This is a genomic window from Paenibacillus sp. ALJ109b (assembly GCF_010747435.1).
Classification (GTDB): Bacteria; Bacillota; Bacilli; order Paenibacillales; family Paenibacillaceae; genus Paenibacillus; species Paenibacillus taichungensis.
In genome coordinates this window covers 60253-82123 of the sequence record NZ_JAAIFP010000012.1, presented here as the reverse complement: position 1 = coordinate 82123, position 21871 = coordinate 60253, and the positions used below count along the sequence as shown (strand labels likewise).

Genomic DNA, 21871 nt, shown 5'->3' with positions numbered 1-21871 from the left:
ACATAGGCCTTGGCGTGTTTTTTATGTTTGGGGAATTTCTTGTTTTCTATGATTTCTTTGTTCCCATTCAGAAAAAATCTGTAAAGTTCTACAATCGATCATCCCGATCCTTGAATAAAAAGAGACTGTCTGCTCCCTCATCATTTCGATGAGCCGCACTAGGGATACCCGTCCCCCTCTGCTTGCCAAACAACAGCTTCAGACCGCCAAAAATGAGCAGCAAGGACACAATGACGGTGTTCACATACGAACGAATCTCGTACGTCATAAATGCATCCGGGAACATCTCATTGAGCTGTGGAATGACCAAACGGATAAACAGATAGTACAATCCCAACGCAGCAATTCCGAATCCAATCAGGCGCTGGTGACGAGCCCAATCCTTGAAAATGGGTTGATCTGTCAACGGTTCGCGGCCATACCGGCTTGAACACTGAAGTCCGTCAAAGAAGCTGTAGAACCAGATCAACGGAATCATGAACAGGAACACCGATAAATGAAGCAGGTCCAGAACGTAGATACTGCCGAGAAACAGGAACATGAGTTGCATGCCTCTTTTTTGCAGTCCAAGATACAGATGGCCCGCACCCGGGAAGGCTGACAACAGGGTTGCCAGCACCTTGCTTCTCCGTCCAGAAGCCCTGCCCATCTCCAGCTCCTCGAACAACGTACGATCCTGCAATACCTCACCAGCCTGCTTGCGATGCACGTGCTGGACGGCATCAAACATGCAGTATACCCAAATGACAGGCAGAATGAGCAAGAACATCAGAAATACGGATTCATTCGTAATGGAAGCTACAAAAACCATCATGGCAAATGAACCGAAGAACGCGATCAGGAATGATAAACCGCGATGTAACAGTCCGAGATGAAGATGTCCCAGACCTGGAACAAAAGAAAGCAAAATCGTAAAAAATCGTTCGCTTTCACTGCCTTTTCGATACATGGGTTGACCGTAAGCCCCTTCGGGGCCACCATACTCACCACCCTGATGCTGATGTATTCCCTCCATGTCCATCTCCATCTGTCCCAGATGACCTTCCTGACCAGTGTATGCTCCCTGATATGCCGCCCCCTGATGCGGTCCACTGTAATGTGCGCCATATCCATGGTATCGGGCATCATTAGGCGATGGGGCACGCAGCAGAACGATAATCATATCCAGCATGCTGACACACCAGAAGAATATGGTCCCCAAAGCCCCAAGAATCATTAATTCCCGCTCACTCACCAGAATTGCCAGCATAAACGAACCAACAGCTGTCCCAAAAAAGAGTAATGGATAGATTACAGCTCTGGCAGGTCGACCCCAATAGAGAAAACCCAAACCCGGAATCAGGTTTAATAAGAATGCAAGTAATTTGTTACGATCTGATTGCACAGTCTTCATCCTTTCTTTTCAGGCAATGCGAATAAATTTAATTTATGGTCCAGGCTTGAAGTGATCCAGCCATGAAGTAGCTGCCTCCGTCCATTTTTCCGTAAATGAACCTCTGTGATCACCATCCTGGAACTTATGATAAGGCGCAACCTTGTCAAATAGCCCTGAGGAGAGGAAGATTAACGTCAGACAAGCCGCTACAGCATAATGAAACACTTTGTGATCCAGCCAGAGACGTCTTCGTCCGGAACGCGATTTGCGCTTTGGCTTGGAGGATTGCATTTCCGTAATTTGATTCATGACTGAATCGGCGAAGCCTACCGGGTCCTTCAGTTGTGGCAGCTCCCGATGAATGCCGAGTGCTTCGAGATAGTTGTCCATTGCTGCCGGAACGTCCATAAGCACCTGTTCCATCATACTTGCCTGGTTTGCAGTCATTCGACCTTCAATATAATCAGTCCATTCCTGGACGGTATACATTCTTTTATTTCTCACGCCACTCATCCTCCTTCCAATGATTTCGAATCCACTGCCGGGCACGATACAGACGGGACTCCACGGTTTTCACTGCCACCTGTGCATCACGGGCAATCTGCTCATAATTTTTTTCGCTTAAGTAATACGCAGTTATAATGTCCCTGTGCTGGGCAGGCAGCTGATTGATACGCTCGCGCAACTTCTCCTGACGCTCTTCACGTACAAGGCGGGCAAGAACATCTTCTTCACGACCGGGCATGTTTATTATTTTTTCTTCTCCGCCCAGATCCTCAGCGCTTCGTCTGCCCAGCTTGCGTTTGGCATCAATTGCTTTGTGAAAGGCAATTCGGGTTAACCACGTTTTGAAACCTTCGGATCGGTAATCGGGGAGAGATTTAACCATCTGAATGAACGCCTCCTGCGCTGCATCCTGTGCATCCTGATCGTTCCGCAATACGGAGTAGGCCACATGGTATACATGCTGGCTGTACTTTTCGACCAACAAGCGTATCTTGGATGTATCGCCTTGACGGATTTGTTCGATTAAGCGCGCTTCATCAATAACTCTCCCCTCCTCTCCACTACAATAGACGACAACTTGTTTGTTGACCCCTGCGTATTCATTCATTTTTTTTTATAAAAAGGTTATACATTGCCTGAAAAGTCAGTCCTACCGGGAACTTAATGCATCTTACTTAACATCTCTATACTCTAAAAAAAACAGGCACAGAATAAATTCTGGCCTGTTTTTGATTTATTCTGAATGAAGTTGTTGCCTAATCTAACATTGGTGTTAACGTCCTCCGTTACGAAACCGCTGCGTATATGCCTTGGCGTCCTGCACATTCTTCACGCGGTTACGGCTCCATTCAAGCAGAATTCGGTCGATATACCGGAAATGCACTTTACCAGCAAACACCGCTTCCTTCAATGCCATGAGAATCAGTTCCTCCTGATAGCGATCCTGATCCAACCAGCTGGATATAGTCTCGCATTCCATCGGTGAAAGCGGGCGGCCAAATTCTTTTTCAAAAATAGAGAACATATTTCGTTCTTCCTCTTCTTTTTGAACACTGTTCGAATCCGGGCGCAATGCATTACTGTCCAGCTGCTGCTTACGAGCAACGGCCATGTCCTCTGCTGTACATCCTGCCAGCTTGGCATATAATCCATGCAGATCATAACGTTCATATTGAATGTCACGCTCTTCATCTCGATGCTCGTCAATGTGAATGTACCCGTCTCTCATAAGACGTTGCAACATTCTGGCGATGCCTTCAGGAGCAAGACCCATACGGGTTGCAAGCTCTTCAAGCGTTGGGAACTCATTGAATTCGACTTGCCGGAATCCAAACAATTGAATCAACAGAAGCACCTCTGCGTCACTTAACCCCAGCTGATGATAATAGCGCAATAAAGCATATGGGAGCTGCGCTGTCCCTGATGCCATACCGTAAGCTGCTCCATTCAACCAGGCTTTGGAGCCGGTTTCTTCCATGGACTCGCGGTTAAGCATTAAGGGTACAGACGATAGAGCATACGTGGGAATGCAATTGTTTCACGTACGTGATCCAATCCACAGATCCATGCTACCGTCCGCTCCAATCCCAGACCGAAGCCGGAGTGAGGAACCGATCCGTATTTACGTAAGTCCAGATACCACTGATATGCCTCTTCCGACAATTGATGCTCATCAAAGCGCTGCTGCATCAGTTCCGGATCATCAATACGCTGGGAACCGCCAATGATCTCTCCGTATCCTTCTGGTGCGATCATATCTGCACAGAGGACTACTTCAGGACGATTTGGATCAGGTTTCATGTAGAATGCCTTGATTCCAGCCGGATAATGGGTAATAAAGACCGGTGTTTCGTATTTCTCGGCAATCGCCGTTTCGTGTGGAGCACCAAAGTCTTCTCCCCAAGGAATATCGAAGCCTTGTCCATTTAGGAATTCAATCGCTTCGTCATACGTAATGCGCGGGAATGGAGCTACAATTTTTTCAAGCTTGGATACATCACGTCCAATGGACTCCAGTTCAGCACGGCAGTTTTTCAGAACCGTTTGAACCACGTGAGCAATAAACTTCTCTTGCACTCGCAGGCTTTCCTCATGATCCACAAATGCCATTTCCGGCTCAATCATCCAGAACTCGATCAGGTGACGACGTGTTTTGGATTTCTCGGCACGGAACGTAGGACCGAAGGAGTACACTTTGCCCAGCGCCATTGCTGCAGCTTCCATATACAACTGTCCACTTTGTGTCAGATAGGCATCTTCATCAAAGTATTTGATATGGAACAAGTTCGTTGTTCCTTCAGCAGATGAAGGTGTAAGAATTGGAGGATCCACCTGTGTGAATCCGTTACCATCAAAGAACTGCTGAACAGCGCGGATAATTTCCGCACGAATAACCATAATCGCACGTTGTTTTGTCGAACGCAGCCACAGATGGCGATGATCCATCAGGAAATCTACCCCATGCTCTTTCGGAGTAATTGGATAGTTTTCAGTCAGATGGATAATTTCCACGCCAGTAACCGTCATCTCATAACCGGATGCACTACGTGGTTCTTCGCGGATAATTCCTGTTACATACAATGAACTTTCTTGAGTCAAGCTCTTTGCAGCATTCCAGATATCTTCGCTGACTTCACTCTTAACCACTACCCCTTGAATATATCCGGTTCCATCACGCAGTTGCAAAAATTGAATTTTGCCGCTGGAACGTTTGTTGTTAATCCAGGCGCCGATCTTAACAGTCTCGCCCACATGCTCACTCACATTACGAATTACGCAATCCGTACTCATGCACATATCTCTCCTTGGAATCCTGAATTTGAAAATGCAGCGGGCAGGCATATGCCTGTCCCCTGCACTTCCTTGTCATGCTATATTCACTTTACAATTAGATTACAGAGAATTCAATACGATTCGGTGTGTATCTCTTGCAATCACCAATTCTTCGTTCGTAGGAACTACGAGAACGTCCACTTTGGAATTCGCTGTTGTGATACGGCGTGGTTCTCCAGAGCGAATTGCATTCAGCGCTTCATCCAGTTCAACACCCAGATACGTAAGTTGCTCACATACTTTTTGGCGAAGAACTATGGAGTTTTCACCTACACCAGCCGTAAATACGATCACGTCTACACCGTTCATTGCTGCTGCATAAGAACCGATGTATTTACGCAAACGATATTCGTACATCTCGAATGCAAGCGTGGAGTTAGCATCGCCAGCCTCCATACCTTCCGTGATTTCACGCATGTCGCTGCTAATACCGGAGATTGCAAGAAGTCCACTATGTTTATTCAACATGGAGTTCACTTCGCTCACGCTCAGTTCTTCCTTGTTCATAACATAAGGTACAATGGCCGGATCCAAGTCACCACTACGTGTTCCCATCATTAATCCTTCGAGTGGAGTCATGCCCATGGACGTGTCCACGGATACGCCGCCTTGTACAGCCGTTACGCTACCACCATTACCAACATGGCATGTGATGATCTTCAGATCTTCCAATGGACGATCCAGATATTCAGCTGCTGCCTTGCTTACGTAATCATGGGAAGTACCATGTGCTCCATAACGACGCACTTTATATTTTTTGTAAAGTACACGTGGAATGGCATACAGATATGCTTTTTCCGGCATCGTTTGATGGAAAGCCGTATCAAAGACCATTACCTGTGGTACCCCTGGCATATTGGATTCAGCCGCACGAATCCCCATCATCGCTGCAGGGTTATGCAGTGGAGCCAGATCGAACAGACGACGGATTTCTGCTTTGGAAGCATCATCAACCAATGCTGATTCCTTAAATGCTTCACCACCGTGAACTACACGATGTCCAACAGCCTGAATTTCATCAACGGAACCAAGCACACCGTTTTCTTTGTCTGTCAGGATGTCAATAACTTTACGAATCGCTGTAGTATGTTCGAGAATTTCGCTAACTTCCGTAACATCCTCGCGGCCGGTTGGTTTATGAGTCAGAATGGAAGAATCCATCCCGATCCGCTCTACCAGACCTTTTGCCAATACGGATTCATCCGTCATGTTATACAATTGATATTTGAGCGAGGAACTCCCCGCATTAATTACGAGTACTTTCACAGCCGGTCACCATCCTTGTCGTACTTGAAGAATCCTTCGCCTGTTTTGACACCCAGGTGTCCTGCACGTACCATTTTCTTCAGGACTGTGGAAGGACGATATTTCAATTCACCGAATTCACGGAACATTCTTTCGAGTGCAGCTTCTACTGAATCCAATCCGAAACGGTCTGCCATCTCAAGCGGTCCGTGCTGGAAATTGTATCCGATACGCATAGCGTCATCAATATCTTCAGCGGAAGCGACACCTTCCTGCAGTACATGCAGCGCTTCGTTGATCAAAAGACAGATCAGTCTGGACGTAACAAATCCAGGTGATTCATAGATCATAACGCCTTTTTTGTCCGCTACTTCTTCCACAAAACGTCTAGTTTCTGCAAAAGTGGAATCAGATGTTTTCAGACCACGAATAATCTCTACAAGATCAACCCGGGATACCGGGTGAATAAAGTGCATACCAATAACACGCTCTGGGTATTTGGTTGAGCTTGCAAGCTCAGTCAAACTCAGCGTGGATGTATTACTTGCAAGAATTACGTTGCTTGGGCAAACTTGGTCAAGTTGACTGAATACCGCTTTTTTCGCTTCCAGATCTTCAGAAATAGTCTCAATGACCATATCGCAAGTTCCGAGTTCAGCCAGATGGGCAACTTTGGTAATACGGGAGAGAATCAATTTCTTCTCAGCCTTCGTAATAGCCCATTTCTCCAGTTGTTTATCGAGGTTGGTCTCAATCATGTTATATGCATGATCCAGCTTCTCCGTTGTGTGTTCCACCAGAAGCACATCAAGTCCTTTGGCTGCAAGCATCTGGGAAATACCTTGCCCCATCGTGCCGCCGCCGACAACTCCTATCTTTTTGAAAAACATGGTTCTGCTCCATCCTTTCGGTTCTCTATTTCTCTATTGTACCCTGTTCGCCGAAAATTACAAATTTCGACCCAACATATAATAATATCTTAGCACGACTGAAATGTAAAAAAAAATAACCGACATAAATAAATTATGCCGGTAGAAGGGCGCTGTCACGAAATTGACAACGAAATTGATCGCCAGACAATACTTCTTCCCTGAGCAACGTGTCGAGGGAATTGTCGAAAATTGTCCGCTGTTCTTCAAGCAATCGTTTGGTCTGTTCCATCAGGTCTTGCAGGATCAATTTGTTCTCCCGCATTAATTCTTCCGTAGTTACCATATCCATGTTAACAATACCTAACGTTGTGAGCCCGGAAGCCATCATCGTTTGTACCACATTCGTTGCTTGTTCAAAGTCATTGCGTGATCCAGTACTGCGTCCACCGTAATACATTTCCTCCGCTGCTGCACCTCCGAGGGCAATCATGATTTGCTCTTCAAGGAAGCGCTTCGTGTAAAGAAATTGCTCTTGTTGCGGGTTATGACGTACATATCCCAGGGCCTGTCCACGAGGGCTGAGTGCAACCTGACTCACACTGCCAGGACGAACCAGTTCAGCCATGATGGCATGTCCCAATTCATGAATAGCCACTCTTTTCTTCTCTTCTACGCTGGATTCGCGGTCTGTCTTCTCACCCATCATTACTTTATCAATCGCTAAGGACAGATGGCGCTGTTCAATGTTGGGCAGCCCGTCCCTCATCGCGTAAATTGCAGCTTCGTTCATCACGCTTTCCAGCTGTGCTCCAGAAAAACCATAGGATTCTTCTGCTGTCTTCTCAAGGCTGACCCCTTCCAAAAGAGGTTTATTGACAGCATGCAGCTCCAGGATGTGTTTTCTGCCTTTCTTATCCGGCAAATCTACCTGAATATGACGGTCAAAACGTCCTGGACGTGTCAACGCGCTGTCCAGCATTTCTTTTCGGTTCGTAGCTGCGATCACGAGTATGCGCGGTGTGTCGGAAGAGTATATGCCATCCATTTCCGTCAACAGCTGATTCAGTGTCTGATCATATTCACGCTGTTGTCCACCTTCCCGTTTTCCACCGATCACATCAATTTCATCAATAAATATAATGGCATTTTCCTTATTTTCTTTAGCAGCACGTGTTCTTGCATCACGGAATAAATCCCGTATTCTGCCTGCACCTACACCAACATACATCTCAACAAACTCACTGCCTGAAGCAGCTACAAAAACAGAGTCGGTATAATGAGCAGCAGCTTTGGCCATCAAGGTTTTACCTGTTCCTGGAGGGCCAGTAAGCAGGATACCTTTCAAAGGACGAATACCAAACTTCTGAATTTCTTCATGTCGAATGAGAAAATCAAGCGCTTCCCGCAGTTCCTGCTTGGCACTCTCTTGACCACCGATTTCTTCAAAAGTCAGCTTGGAAGGTCCTTTTTTCTTGCGTTTACGTTCCTGACCTGCGCCCACCGTAATTCCGCCACGCATTTGCATCATAAGCAGCAGAGCACCCACAAGCATTGCAGCGATCAGAATGGGAATCATGTTTACACCGATAAAAGCGAGAAAGATAATTAATACGGGTACAAATCCAATGGCAATTTCTTTCGTCCATTTAGGCATTAGGCCACACTCCTATCTGACCGGGCACACGCGGCAGAATGATAAACTTGCTGGCATCTCCATCTCTGAGACTGACATATACATTATTGTCATCCATGGCTGTATTTACCTTGATCCCATTTGTAGCCATTTTAGACAAGGTCGGTGTAATCTCGGTGTATTGCTTGTTCTCCATCGCTTGAGCTACGGTAAACATCGCGCTTCCCCACCAGCTCTCCAGCGCTTCGTTGGAATGATCCACGACATCCAGCTTCAACGAACGAGTGCCAATCAAGGTCTGTCCTTCTTTGTGAATATATTGTACTAATCTGCCCAGATCAACATCTGGCTGCAGATCGAGTTTCAACTGTACATCATTGCGGTTAATAGTTAATTGAACATCATTGACTCCATCGTACTGGGTAACCATCTTTTCAATTGGGCTTTGCACAGCCACATGACGATACACAAACCAACCTCCAAACAACACAACGGCTGAAATGACGGCAGTCAGAGCAATAGGCAATACTTTTATCTTCAAGTGAGTTACCCCTCCTAAATTTTGGCTCATCCTATAACTTGTAGGCAAGAATATGAATATGTGTACGTAATGTCCTGTGATGTGCCTAACAGGATTTATTTGTGTATGATGTATCCTTGAATACATATTTGAGTATATCACATCGTATATACAATATCTAAGGCGAAAATATGAATAAATTATTAATTTTAACTATTCAAATCCAAAATGATCAACAAAGTACGCCAAAGAACCGGTCCAGTCGGGTTTCCGTCTGCCGGTTCTTTAATGTATTCTTTTGGGCGATAGTACTTTTGCTAATTCTAGCTATTCGGGATCGTATAGACCAGGTCCACCTGTTCCCCGTTGCTGAAGCGGTAAAACCGATAATAGTTGTGAGTATCATCGTTGTAATACACTTGCCATACATAGATTCCATTCACAACGCCTGGCATGATTCGCTTGATCTCCCCACCCGGAACTTCAGAGCTGAACCGATTTCGAATCTGAGCTTCATTCATGCCATTCTTCAACAATTCACCGTGTACTGCATTGGCTCCCGTCACCGGTTTGTTATTCTCATCAAACTTGATCCACACCATGACATCCTGATTATCCTTATTTTTGCCGATCAGGGTCCAGTATATGTTGTCTCCGCCGTCTTTCTGCCCCCAGACATACTTACGCAGCTCTTCGTGGGACGTAATCCCCAGCTGTTCCTGGGCCGCCTGTATGGCCAACGCCTCTTCCTTGCGCTGATCCTGGGTAACATAGACATAATAACGCTGAAGTCCAAACAGAATCAGAACCAGGAGCAGCAGCGAAATCCATATCCACTTCTTTTTTTTCTTCAAAAGCCGAACTTCCTTTCCCTATGACGATGCGGTCCTTGTAATTATCGGGCAAGCAAACTGTCAAATGCCAGCTGAGACTCACGCAGAATGCGCTCTTCATCCATTGTAAGACATTCGCCATGTTTAACCACTTGTTTACCATCCACCCACACATGCTCCACATCTTTGGCAGATGCCGAGTAGACCGTATGGGAAATCAGATCCGTATGCGGATAGAAATGGGCTTGTTCGATGTTCAACGCGATGAAGTCAGCCTTCATGCCAACTTGCAGAGCGCCTGTGTTGTTCAGGAATATGGATTTGGCACCATATGAAGTTCCAAGCAGAAGTGCTTCCCCCGCCGGCACTGCAGTAGGGTCACCAGACACACCTTTATGAATCAACGCAGCCAATCTCATCTCTTCAAACATATCCAGGTTATTGTTACTTGCTGGTCCGTCTGTTCCCAAGGATACGGTCACACCTGCTTTCAACAGATCAGGTACTCGTGCAACACCCGAAGCCAATTTCAGGTTACTGCCTGGATTGTGGGAAACTGCTACATCATGCTTTGCGAGAATCTCGATCTCTTCATCATTCAGATGTACCGCATGTGCAACCAAAGATGGACGGGAGAAAAATCCTAGTTTCTCCAGATGTGCAACCGGACGCAGTCCGTAATCAGCCACGTTCTGTTCCACTTCGCGAAGCGTTTCAGACATATGCGTATGCAAAGGCAGATTCAGGTCATGAGCAACCTGTACCAGCTTCTCTATGTAATCCGGAGGGCAAGTGTAAGGGGCGTGTGGAGAGATTACGGTTGTAATTCTTCCGTCTGCCTGTCCATTCCATTGACGAGCAAATGCTGCGGACTCTTCCAGCTTACGCAGTTGTTCTTCTTCTGAGCAAAGTCCGATTACCCCACGTGCCAGAGCAGCCCGAACGCCGGATTGTTCCACCACTTTCGCGACCTGATCCATATGATCATACATATCCAGGAAAGATGTTGTTCCGCCTTTCAACATTTCAAGAACGGATAGTGATGTGCCCCAATATACGTCTTCAGACGTCATTTTGGCTTCCATTGGCCACATTTTCTCCTGCAACCATACTTGTAACGCCAGATCGTCTCCATGGCCTCTCAAAAGCGACATGGCCGCGTGACCATGCGTATTGATCAGACCCGGCAAGAAGAACAGTCCTTTTCCGTCCACCTTTGTCAGACTTTCGTCTCCTTCCGGCAATGTCTCACCAATATGCACAATCTTGTCATTCTCAACAACCATAAAACCTTGAACCACTTTCCAATTCGTACCCTCACTCACGGCAAATTTGCCGTTGTGAATTACCCATCTATTTGTCGTCATCTTCCTCGTCGTCCTTTCCATTCTCCAAGTAATAAGCCAGGCTAAGTAGATCCGTCGTAAAATCGGCATGATGAATACGAATATGCGGCGGGGTCTTCAGGATCGTTGGTGCAAAGTTCAGAATCGCTTCAATTCCTGACTCAATCAGCTGATCTGCAACATTTTGGGCTTCCGTATCCGGAACCGTGATAATACCTATACGAATGTTATCTTTTTTGACCGAATCCGTTAATTCATTCATCGGTTGTACCGTCAAACTGTTGATTTGGCTCCCAATCTTCGGACCGTAGGCATCAAATACAGCGACAATCTTCATGTTGTCTTTGAGATAGGCATTGTAATTGGACAAGGCATGTCCCAAATTACCTGCTCCGACAAGAGCTACATTGATCTGCTGGTCTATTTTTAAAATATGGCGGATTTTCTCAATGAGATATGATACGTCATACCCGATCCCTTTACGACCAAAGTCACCGAAGTAAGCCAGGTCTTTACGAATCTGGGCAGGATTCAAATCCAGCCTCAATCCAAGTTCTTGTGAAGAGACCGTATTGACTTCACGCTGATGCAGTTCATTCAAATAACGCAAGTAAACAGGTAATCTACGCACCACGGCTTCCGAAATTTTATCTGATTTCATTCATTGCTCCCCCTTACAAAGGCCACGATAGATAGATGAAAAAGATGAGCACCCTGTCTAAAACGAGCAAAAAGATTACTGAGTTAAACAGGATGCTCATTGTTATATAATGGATAATTGCTTTAATTCCTTTAATTGCTTTACTCGCATATCCATGAAACGAATAAATCATATTACTTAATTTTACCGCCAACCACTGGCGTCTTGCAATAATGGAAGCTACAGAGCGATCTGTTATTGTTGCTCTTCGGTCGGTCTCTCGAGCCATTCCGAAATGCGTGGAACCATCTGTTCTGTGAGCATGTGCTCCATTTTGGGACCAGGTAATGAATATAAAAAGTACTTGCCATAATATGCTTCAATAACGCGTGTATCGTATACAATCACAATGCCTCTGTCTTTGCCTGTACGAACCAGTCTGCCAAATCCCTGTTTGAAACGGATGACGGCTTGTGGCACGGACAGCTTCATAAACGGGTTTTTCTTCTGCTGCTGCAAAAGCTCGCTCTTCGCTTCGACTAATGGATGATTCGGTGGCTGGAACGGCAGTCTGACAATCGCGAGACAAGTCAGAGCCTCTCCTGGAATGTCCACCCCTTCCCAGAAGCTGCTTGTGCCAAGAAGCACCGTTGCTTTCGCATCTTGGAAGCGGCGTGTAAGCTTGGAACGGCTGCCACTGTCCACCCCTTGCCCAAGCAAAGAGATATCATTGCCTGACAAGGCCTCCTTAAGTGGGTCATAGACCTGGCGCAGCATGCGATAGGAGGTGAACAACACCATCATACGTCCACGAGTGGCAATAGCCGTTTCCGCGAGGGAGTGCACGAGCATATCCACAAAGTGGGCATCGCCTACACTGCCCTTCACGCTTGGGAAATCACGCGGAATGACGAGCAGCGCCTGTTCTCGATAATTGAACGGTGACGGCAACATGGACGTTAACAAACGGTTATTCTCGGCAGCTTCCTGCAAACCCAGCTGTTCGATCATGAATTGAAATGACTTGTCAACGGAGAGCGTAGCCGATGTAAGCACAACGCTTTTCTTTTTATCAAAGAACATATCCTTCAATTGTGCACTGACATCGACAGGAACAGCATAGAGCTGAAGTGATTTACTGCGGAATTGGCCGCTGGCCTCCATCCAGTACACGGTGTTGGCATCATCCATCCGCATGAAGAAACGCAGATTATCCTTAATCGTTGCCAAGTCCTTGAGCAGACCTGAGATATCCGTAATCAGACTATCGGACTGATAATCATCCTGATCTTCTTTCACTTCAAGCAGCAGCTTGTCGCCTTTACGAATCAAATCACCTAGAGTGACATAGATTTGGTTTTCAGCATCCTGCAATTCCTGCCATTTGGCTGGTTTTTGTGAAGGCTTCAGTCTAAGAGAGAATTGTCCTGTCTCGCCTGGAGAAGCATCGCTGCGTTCAGGCAGCAGGCCAAACAATGTGTCACTTAGTCGATCCCACATCTCTTTGACTTCGACGGCAAGCGGGAACATCTGATCAATCATGGAGCCCCACTGTACCGAATTTTCGTGACCCGATAATTGAGAACGAAGCATCGGCAGTTGGCCATTACGGCTATCTTTAAACAGTCGGGTCAGAGTATGAACCAACGTAAAATATTTCATATGAAGACCAAGATGCTTACCTGCTACGTCCTCCAGATGATGTGCTTCATCGATGACGAGACTTTCGTAGGCCGGCAGCAGTTGATGCGCTGCTTTGACATCCGTAAACAATTTCGAGTGATTCGTAATGACGATATCAGACAGCCCGGCTTCATGTTTGGCCCGGTGATAGAAACATTTGCGGAACCAAGGACAGGAACGTCCAAGACAGGACTCAGACTCGCTCTGTACCGTCTCCCAGAAGTCTCCTCCGCGCCCGCTTAGATTAAGCTCCTCGTCGTCTCCAGTCTCCGTCTGAGTAAGCCAGACAATCATCTGAGCCGCTGTAAAATAATCCTCTTTTGGTGTAGCAAATTCGCGTTTATTGATTTTGTGCTCAAACTTACGCAGACACAAATAGTGCCCACGTCCTTTGAACACCGCTGCTTTGAACGGGAACGGAACCACCTGGGTCAGCATAGGAATATCCCGCTCTCTCAATTGCTCCTGCAGGTTGATGGTATGTGTGCTGACCATGACTTTCTGTTCCTGTTTCACACTTTCATAGATGGCAGGCAGCAAATACCCAAGTGATTTACCTGTACCTGTTCCAGCTTCAATCAAGAGATGTTTCTCTTCATCCAAAGCTTGTCGTACACTGCTGAACATCTGAGTTTGAGCCTCACGCTCCTCATAATGGTCCAGCGTCTCCTTCAGGTTATCTCTAACCTGATCCATGAACTGCTCAAAACTTACGCCTTCCAGCGGATTACCTTCTCGCTCATCGCGTGGTGAGCCTATATCGGTCCAGTCACTCACGTTCAGGGCGAGCTGGCGGTAATACGTATGACCATCCAGATCCTGAATCGGCTCTGCTTCCTTCTCAGTACGCATTCCATCAAAGAACCAACCCAAGTCACTGTCTTCCGGCGCAAACAGGTCACTGAGGCGCTGAATCGTGATCAGAGGCAATGCACGCAGCTCATCGAGACACTTCAGTAATACAAAAGCTGTTGCGAGAGCATCACTGTCTGCCTGATGAGGACGGTCATGCTGAAATCCGAATTCCGAAGACACATAACCGAGTTGATAAGACCCCAGTGACGGAAACGTGATCTTCAGGAAATCAATCGTATCCAGAATCCGTCCGGTAAATGGCAGATAACCGCATCGATCGAGTGCATTTTGAAGAAAATGAAAATCAAAAGCAACGTTGTGTCCAACAAGAACAACATCGTCAAGCAGCGGAACCATCTCCATCATCATCTCTTCCAATGAGGGAGCATCCGCCACATCTTCATCAGTAATACCGGTTAACCCCGTAATAAACGGAGGAATCGGTACACCTGGGTTCACATAAGAACTATATATTTGAGTTATGCTGTAGTCATGATCTATGATGGCAAGTCCGGCCTGTATTATCTCACCGTCGGACTGCGTGCCGGTTGTTTCGAAATCCAATACGGCAAATTTCATTGCAATGTACGGTCCCTTCCATTCCAGTCTATGTTACAGCATAGCAAAAAAAAGGGCATTTGAAAATTAACTGACAAAAAAGGCGGTGTCCCCGCCGCTATGCCAGAGGAGGGAACACCGTCTTTATGCCGCCGAATAGCCCTTAATTTAAGGCAGTCAGCTGATTTGCATATTGCAATTTTCCGCTGTTTAATCGACAGGCTTCCATGTTATACAGCGGTTCGGTCAACGTTGGGTCATACTGAAGCGCCTGCGCAAATAGAGAGCATGCACCATCAAGGTTCGCAAGCTTGGCCTCGATACAGCCCAGGACGTTACATACCAGTCCTTTCAATCTCGGTGAACCATTCAAATGCATGATCCGCTGCAAGTGTTTTCCTGCTTCCTCGGTTTGTTCCAGGTTAAGATGAGCAAGAGCCAGGTAAAAACGAGTCAATGCACTTTCCGGATAGTCGGTCACAACCCTAGAAAATTGCATAATCGCCTGGGGGTACATTTGCAGTTTGAAATATCCCTGACCGCGACTGAAACACTCCAGATGCAGTTCTGGCAGTGCGGTAACAGCTTCCTGTTCAGGTTCGAGGGAAGCTGGCTTATCGAGTTCCCTTTCCCTCACCTGGCTCATTTTTTCTTCAAACATCAGCCACTCATCAATCATCCCGTCACTCATCCGCTTCAGCAAATTCCACTTTTGCAGCAATTCCTGTTTGCTTAGGCCTTCAGCAGAAGGGTAGCGCTTGATAATTTCATCTAACATGTCGTTCATTTCTGCGAAAACATGCTGGAACATCGATGCATCCCCACCCTTGAAAAAATGGATTAGTGCAGTGACCTGTACTCATTTTTTGTAGAATGGGTCGATTTCATTCCCCTTACCAGTCGATTACATAATCGTCGCATGAACTTCGTGCTTCATCGTTTGCACAGGTTTATTCTGTCCATCCACAAATACAACGGTAGGTTTGTGATTATTTGCCTCTTCTTGAGACATCATCGCATATGAAATGATAATGACGGTATCCCCAGGCTGTACCAGACGAGCTGCTGCTCCATTCAAGCAGATCACTCCACTTCCACGTGGACCTGGAATGACATAGGTTTCCAGACGTGCACCATTGTTATTATTCACAATTTGCACTTTCTCATTTTCCATTAGATCGGAAGTTTCCATTAGATCTTCATCTATGGTAATGCTACCCACATAGTTCAGGTTTGCTTCCGTAACGGTTGCCCGGTGAATTTTGGATTTCATTAGTGTTCTAAACATGGGACAGTACCTCCGATTTTTGCAGCCTTATATTGTCAATCAATCTTGTTTTGCCGAATTTTACTGCAAGTGCGATCAACAGATCGTCACGACCATGAACTTTTTCCTGATCTGCAAGTGGCTCCAGACTTGGAAAAGCCTGAATTTCAGCATAATCAATCACTGCCATTGGTGAACGTTCAATGTTCTCACGCAATATAACGCGGATATCCGCTGCTGTCATTGCAGTCCCTGCATCTACAGCTTCCTGTGCCTCACGCAGAGCCTTGGACAGAACAAGAGCTTCCTGACGCTGTTCTGAACTGAGGTACACGTTGCGCGAACTAAGGGCCAAGCCATCACTTTCACGAACGATAGGACAAGGCACAACCTCAACCGCCATGTTCAAATCGTTAACCATCTGCTGGATCACAGCTACCTGCTGTGCGTCCTTCATGCCAAAAAATGCACGCTGCGGTTGTACAATGTTAAACAGCTTTGACACGACTGTAGTCACTCCGTCAAAATGCCCTGGACGTGATGCACCACATAAGCGATCCGTTAGACGAGAAACCGATACAGTCGTTTGAGTAGGCTGTGGATACATCTCTTCAACAGAGGGAATAAATACGATATCCACCCCTTTTGCTCGTGCAGTTTCCACATCTCTGGCTTCATCCCTAGGGTAACTGTCAAAGTCTTCATTCGGACCGAATTGAATTGGATTTACAAATATGCTCAAAACCACGATATCACTCTGTTGTTTCGCCGCTTGCATCAAACTTGCATGGCCTTCATGAAGAAATCCCATCGTAGGCACGAGTCCTACAACGGACTCTCTGGACTGAATCGACTGACGTTTCAAGCTAAGTTCTTTTCTTAATTCTGCGATTGTCCGTATCACTTTCATGCGTTGGTCTCCACCTTTTCTTTGCGATGTCCGTACAGCTGATCCAGAACGCCGTCAGCGGCGGTAAATACATGCTCTTCTGCCGGGAATGAGCGATCCTTGACTTCTTTCACATAGGACTCAATGCTATTGCGAATCAATGTACCTACGTCTCCATACGATTTAACAAAGCGTTTTGGCGTGTATGGGGAAGCATACTGAACCACATCATGGAATACCAGTACCTGACCATCACACCCTCTACCTGCGCCAATACCGATTGTGGGAATAGAAAGTTCTTCCGAGATCGCTCTTGCCACTTCTTCCGTAACCAGTTCGAGTACAATGCCGAAAGCTCCCGCTGCTTCAAGCGCCTTGGCTTCGTCCATAAGACGTTTGGCATCAGCAGCATCCTTGCCCTGAATACGATAACCGCCAATTTGATTCACGGATTGTGGTGTAAGCCCGATATGTCCAAGTACAGGTACACCAGCTTGAACAACCGCTTTTACCGTATCCGCGATTTCAAGACCGCCCTCCATCTTGACCGCTTGTGCATGACCTTCCTGCATCAGGCGACGAACCCCTTTGAGCGTCTCGTCCAAGCTACCATGATACGTCATGAAGGGCATATCAGCCACGATAAACGTATTTCCCGCTCCACGTACTACAGAGCGTGTATGGTACACCATATCGTCAATCGTAACAGGCAAGGTCGAGTTAAAACCCAGTACCACATTTCCCAGTGAATCACCCACCAGGATGAGATCGATACCCGCTTCCTCGGCCAATTGGGCTGTCGGATAATCATAAGCTGTAATCATGCTAAGCGGCACGCCGTCCTGCTTATATTTTTTCATTTTCACAATATTCAATGCTTGTTTGTTTGCCATTTTCGTCATGGCTCCTCTCATCTTTTCAATTTAAACACAACAAAAAAACCTTTTAGTTTCCACTAAAAAGTCCCGAAAAGTCAAAAAAGAGTCACTTGCGATCGTCCCTTCTGTCTCGGTCCTCTTCGGCTCAGAGCAGAATCCAACAACTCACTTTACTACCATTCCTGCCTTTGTCACTACAACATTTTAAAAGCAGAACAAAGCATACTATTGCCGGAGTGCAATTCGGTCTGCATTAGCCGATATCGCCTCACGAACACAGTATACCAAAGTTCTGCCCAAAGTTCACGTCTTATGTTCATTTTAACGGTGTAAATTCGACAAATTGTTTAATTTACCAATGAAACTTCACCGGAGTATACCGATACATGCTCACCGTTTTTCTTCTCCAAAATCAATGCACCAGAAGGATCAAGGCCTATGGCTGTACCTTCGATGATACCCTGCGGATTAGCCACCTTAATTTCACGATTCATGGATACGGACAAAGCTTCCCAGAGCGAAGAGATCACGCCGAACCCTTCTTTTTGATACAAATAATACAAACGCTCCAATTCCGAGAGAATGGCCGCTGCAAGTTTGGTTCGGTCTATCGTTTGTCCGGTCTCCATCTTAAGTGAAGTAGCAATTGATATCAGATCCTCGGGATAATCCTTGGGATCGAAGTTCACATCTACGCCTATGCCTGCGATACAGTACCGTAATTCGTGATCTTCAACGGTTGATTCAAGCAGAATCCCGCATACCTTGCGACCATCGATTAAAAGATCATTAGGCCATTTGATACCGGCATCAGCGCCTGTATACGATCTAATCGCACGACACACCGCCACACCCGTTAATAATGTAAGCTGTGGTGTATTTTGCAGTGCAAGCTCCGGACGCATTAGAACACTCATCCAGATGCCTCTTCCCGGTGGTGAGAACCATTTACGTCCAAAGCGGCCTCGTCCACCCGTCTGTTCTTCTGCCAGCACCACTGTCCCTTCGCCCTGCCCCTGTTCAGCCATGTGCTGAACATCACCTTGGGTGGACAATGTGGAATTCAGAATGATTGCCTTCCGACCAAACACCGTCGTTTCCAGTGCCAGTTGAAGCGCTGTGGCATCGATACTGTCCGGTTTCGTGACCAAGCGATACCCTTTGCGAGATACGGCTTCAAACTCATAACCCATGTCACGCAGTTTGTTTACGTGCTTCCACACGGCCGTTCGGCTAATGGAAAGGTTGCGACTGATCTCTTCACCAGACACAAACTCTCCTTCTGCATTTAGTAACATATGTAACAGTTCCTCATGCTTTGTCATCTGCAGCCACCCGCTTTACTTCGTTGGTCAGCATGTCATGCTGATTCGCTATATTTCCGATCGCAGTCTCTCTTAAGAGATGTTTCATCAGTTGTCCAAGCCATGGTCCACCCTTACGTCCAAGCAACTGTAGAATGTTCTCACCTGTAATTTGCAAATCTTTCAGTTCGTGCACCTTCATGGATTGGCTCCATGCAGCGCCTCGAGATTGTATTACCACGATCTGTTCTTCGTGTAGGACCTCTTGATCTCTCCAACCTGATGGAAGCAGTGGTTGAATAATGAGCCAGTCCTCTACTGCCTGACGTCCGCAAGACAGCACAGTTATGATCCATTCTGATCGCAGTGTCTCTTCATCCTTTTGCTCCTGTATGACTTTCTGGATCAACTCTTCGACCTGCAGAACTCCATTAATGCGGGAACGATCGTCATTAGAAAACGTCCATTTTCGAAGCAAAGCATCTGCTTCATCCCTGGTAAAAAGACCTGCAATCAGCATCATGGACCAGCGCAATAAAACGTTCTCTTCCTTCAGTTGTTCCATATTGGACATGAGGGCTTTATTGAATCGTTCCCTGTGGATTGGTGCCTTCACATGTTCCAATGCCTGGCTGCGAAACAGCAATTCCAGACCTCGCAGCGGATGGGGGCCTGCCATCATTTTCACCATTTCGGTACGTACTCTTTCCATGGCGATATGTTGGAGCAGACCCTTTTGATGAACAAGCCCTTTCCAGGTGTTGTAGGCAATTTTGAAATCAAATACCGAAGCAAAACGAACACAGCGAAGCATCCGCAGTGCATCTTCACCAAACCGTTCTGTCGCCGATCCTACACATCTGACCCGTCCATCCTGGATATCCGATTGTCCACCGAAAGGATCAACGATATTTCCGTCTCGATCCATAGCGAGAGCATTCATTGTGAAGTCACGCCGCTGCAAATCTTCTTTGACATCCAGCACAAATTGAACGGCAGCGGGTCTTCGATTATCTTTATATTCAGATTCAGTGCGGAACGTTGTAACTTCAAAGTAAAAACCTCTTGAACGTACAGTAACCGTTCCATGCTGGAGGCCCGTAGGAATACAATCCGCAAACAGTTCCATGACTTGCTCAGGAGAAGCGGACGTGGTGATATCCATATCATCCACGCTACGTTCCAGCAGTTCATCACGCACACAACCACCGACCCAATAAGCTTCGTATCCTTTTTCATTTAATGTTCGCAGCACCTGTTCACTTTGTCTTGCCATTTCATGATCTACCTGTGTCCATTGAACCACTTACTCTCACCCCATAACTACGTGTTGCTTGGTGTGGCTTACACAGATATATTTCCAAGATGGAACAATCCTATCTGACAATCAGCCACAAACCGGCTTCAGATTCGGAACTTCACGTCCCAGCACCCGGTAGTATATTTGTTCATATTCATGCCGAATAGCATCGTTGCAGAAATCATGGTGTGCCCGTTTCAGGCACGCTTCTCTAAAGTCCGCTGTCAAACGGTCGTCTGTCAACAAACGAATCGTGTTCTCCGCCATCGATTGCGTGTCGCCGATTGGAGACAAAAATCCGGTCTTGCCGTGCAATACCAATTCAGGGATCCCCCCTGCTAGTGAACCAATGGTAGGTACACCACAAGCCATGGCTTCGAGTGCCACAAGACCAAAGCTTTCCTTCTCCGACGGCAGCATAAGCACATCAGCCATCGAAATGACTTGAGCAATATCATCCTGCTTGCCTAGGAAATGGACCTTGTCATTCAGTCCAAGCTCATTAATCTTCCATTGAATCTTCGGCAAATCCGGTCCTTCTCCAACAAATAACAGTTTGGCAGGTACTTGCTCCTGTACTTGACGGAACACTTCTACCACATCCTGTGTTCTCTTCACAGGACGGAAGTTGGAGATATGCATCAGTATTTTTTCGTGAGGTGCTGCGAAGTCTCTACGCAGACTTGCTGCATCACGTGGATAATAAATTCTTTTATCAATAAAGTTATAGGTCAGATCGATTGGACGTCTTATATCCAGCAACTCAACCGTTTCACGAATCAAATCCTGGGATACGGCCGTAACCGCATCACTCTCGTTGATGGCAAGTCGAATCAGATCCTTCAACGACTCATCCTGCGCCAGTACCGTAATATCTGTTCCGTGTAACGTTGTGACCACCTTTAAATCCTCACCAACCATTTGTTTTGCCAAGAAGGCACAAACCGCATGTGGCACTGCATAATGTACATGCAGCAGATCCAGTTGCTGTGCTTTGGCTACTTGCGCCATTTTCGTGGCCAATGACAGGTCATACGGCGGATAACGGAAGACGTAATAATCGTTGACCTCAACTTCATGATAAAAAATATTTTTCTGAAATTTACCCAGTCTAAACGGGATACTATTGGCAATAAAGTGAACCTGGTGACCCTGTTCGGCAAGCAATTTGCCCAGCTCCGTTGCGACAACGCCAGACCCTCCGAGGGACGGATAACAGGTAATACCAATTTTTAGCTTTTGATCCATCCGGTGGACGCTCCTTTAATCTCCCGCGTGTGCAGGTTGATGTAATGCAACGGAAATGCAATTGATAAATGATTTATACGAGTAAG

At 46.4% G+C, this 21871-nt stretch carries 20 protein-coding genes; all 20 read right to left on the bottom strand.

What is annotated here, in order from left to right:
• Nucleotides 1-88: 88 nt before the first annotated feature.
• A complete protein-coding gene (locus G3352_RS14200; protein ID WP_257219588.1) occupies nucleotides 89-1384 on the bottom strand; it encodes a multi-tm2 domain protein in 1296 nt (431 codons plus the stop codon).
• A 42-nt stretch (nucleotides 1385-1426) separates the two neighbouring features.
• A complete protein-coding gene (locus G3352_RS14195) occupies nucleotides 1427-1879 on the bottom strand; it encodes a hypothetical protein (protein WP_076288968.1) in 453 nt (150 codons plus the stop codon).
• Entirely contained in the window at nucleotides 1869-2489 is a 621-nt protein-coding gene (locus tag G3352_RS14190; protein WP_205524872.1) for an RNA polymerase sigma factor, read from the bottom strand. The genes G3352_RS14195 and G3352_RS14190 overlap by 11 nt, the downstream gene beginning before the upstream one ends.
• Nucleotides 2490-2654: 165 nt before the next feature.
• Nucleotides 2655-3377 carry a DnaD domain-containing protein gene (locus G3352_RS14185; RefSeq protein WP_236703325.1) on the bottom strand — a complete coding sequence of 241 codons (723 nt, stop codon included), beginning with the start codon at nucleotides 3375-3377 and terminating at the stop codon, nucleotides 2655-2657.
• Nucleotides 3377-4672 carry an asparagine--tRNA ligase gene (gene asnS / locus G3352_RS14180; RefSeq protein WP_063566804.1) on the bottom strand — a complete coding sequence of 432 codons (1296 nt, stop codon included), beginning with the start codon at nucleotides 4670-4672 and terminating at the stop codon, nucleotides 3377-3379. Before asnS ends, G3352_RS14185 begins: the two co-directional genes overlap by 1 nt.
• A gap of 102 nt (nucleotides 4673-4774) precedes the next feature.
• Nucleotides 4775-5980: an acetate/propionate family kinase gene (locus tag G3352_RS14175; RefSeq protein ID WP_163757378.1), complete on the bottom strand. Its 1206-nt coding sequence runs from the start codon at nucleotides 5978-5980 to the stop codon at nucleotides 4775-4777.
• The gene (locus tag G3352_RS14170) at nucleotides 5977-6849 is read right to left on the bottom strand and encodes a 3-hydroxyacyl-CoA dehydrogenase family protein (RefSeq protein ID WP_063566802.1); all 873 of its coding nucleotides are present in this window, start codon (nucleotides 6847-6849) and stop codon (nucleotides 5977-5979) included. The genes G3352_RS14175 and G3352_RS14170 overlap by 4 nt, the downstream gene beginning before the upstream one ends.
• A gap of 133 nt (nucleotides 6850-6982) precedes the next feature.
• Nucleotides 6983-8485: an AAA family ATPase gene (locus tag G3352_RS14165; RefSeq protein WP_076288964.1), complete on the bottom strand. Its 1503-nt coding sequence runs from the start codon at nucleotides 8483-8485 to the stop codon at nucleotides 6983-6985.
• On the bottom strand, nucleotides 8478-9005 hold the full coding sequence (locus tag G3352_RS14160; RefSeq protein ID WP_063566800.1) for a hypothetical protein: 528 nt from the start codon (nucleotides 9003-9005) through the stop codon (nucleotides 8478-8480). Before G3352_RS14160 ends, G3352_RS14165 begins: the two co-directional genes overlap by 8 nt.
• A 302-nt stretch (nucleotides 9006-9307) precedes the next feature.
• Nucleotides 9308-9838 (bottom strand): cell wall elongation regulator TseB-like domain-containing protein, encoded by a 531-nt coding sequence (locus G3352_RS14155; protein WP_163757376.1) that lies wholly within the window; start codon nucleotides 9836-9838, stop codon nucleotides 9308-9310.
• A 41-nt stretch (nucleotides 9839-9879) separates the two neighbouring features.
• The gene (locus G3352_RS14150; RefSeq protein WP_163757374.1) at nucleotides 9880-11184 is read right to left on the bottom strand and encodes an amidohydrolase; all 1305 of its coding nucleotides are present in this window, start codon (nucleotides 11182-11184) and stop codon (nucleotides 9880-9882) included.
• Complete coding sequence (locus G3352_RS14145) at nucleotides 11171-11824, bottom strand: redox-sensing transcriptional repressor Rex (protein ID WP_053780717.1); 654 nt, start codon at nucleotides 11822-11824, stop codon at nucleotides 11171-11173. Before G3352_RS14145 ends, G3352_RS14150 begins: the two co-directional genes overlap by 14 nt.
• Nucleotides 11825-12058: 234 nt before the next feature.
• Nucleotides 12059-14920: an ATP-dependent DNA helicase DinG gene (gene dinG / locus G3352_RS14140; protein WP_099858386.1), complete on the bottom strand. Its 2862-nt coding sequence runs from the start codon at nucleotides 14918-14920 to the stop codon at nucleotides 12059-12061.
• A 142-nt stretch (nucleotides 14921-15062) separates the two neighbouring features.
• Nucleotides 15063-15686: a tetratricopeptide repeat protein gene (locus tag G3352_RS14135; protein ID WP_240343076.1), complete on the bottom strand. Its 624-nt coding sequence runs from the start codon at nucleotides 15684-15686 to the stop codon at nucleotides 15063-15065.
• A gap of 117 nt (nucleotides 15687-15803) precedes the next feature.
• Nucleotides 15804-16187, bottom strand: a complete 384-nt coding sequence (panD, locus tag G3352_RS14130; protein WP_024630626.1) for an aspartate 1-decarboxylase — start codon at nucleotides 16185-16187, stop codon at nucleotides 15804-15806.
• Complete coding sequence (gene panC / locus G3352_RS14125; protein WP_163757370.1) at nucleotides 16180-17076, bottom strand: pantoate--beta-alanine ligase; 897 nt, start codon at nucleotides 17074-17076, stop codon at nucleotides 16180-16182. The genes panD and panC overlap by 8 nt, the downstream gene beginning before the upstream one ends.
• On the bottom strand, nucleotides 17073-17948 hold the full coding sequence (gene panB, locus G3352_RS14120; protein WP_099858388.1) for a 3-methyl-2-oxobutanoate hydroxymethyltransferase: 876 nt from the start codon (nucleotides 17946-17948) through the stop codon (nucleotides 17073-17075). The genes panC and panB overlap by 4 nt, the downstream gene beginning before the upstream one ends.
• A 332-nt stretch (nucleotides 17949-18280) precedes the next feature.
• Nucleotides 18281-19258, bottom strand: a complete 978-nt coding sequence (locus tag G3352_RS14115; protein ID WP_163757368.1) for a biotin--[acetyl-CoA-carboxylase] ligase — start codon at nucleotides 19256-19258, stop codon at nucleotides 18281-18283.
• Nucleotides 19245-20543: a CCA tRNA nucleotidyltransferase gene (locus G3352_RS14110; protein ID WP_345940758.1), complete on the bottom strand. Its 1299-nt coding sequence runs from the start codon at nucleotides 20541-20543 to the stop codon at nucleotides 19245-19247. The genes G3352_RS14115 and G3352_RS14110 overlap by 14 nt, the downstream gene beginning before the upstream one ends.
• Before the next feature lie 81 nt (nucleotides 20544-20624).
• A complete protein-coding gene (bshA, locus tag G3352_RS14105; protein WP_163757366.1) occupies nucleotides 20625-21785 on the bottom strand; it encodes an N-acetyl-alpha-D-glucosaminyl L-malate synthase BshA in 1161 nt (386 codons plus the stop codon).
• Between the last annotated feature and the right edge of the window lie 86 nt (nucleotides 21786-21871).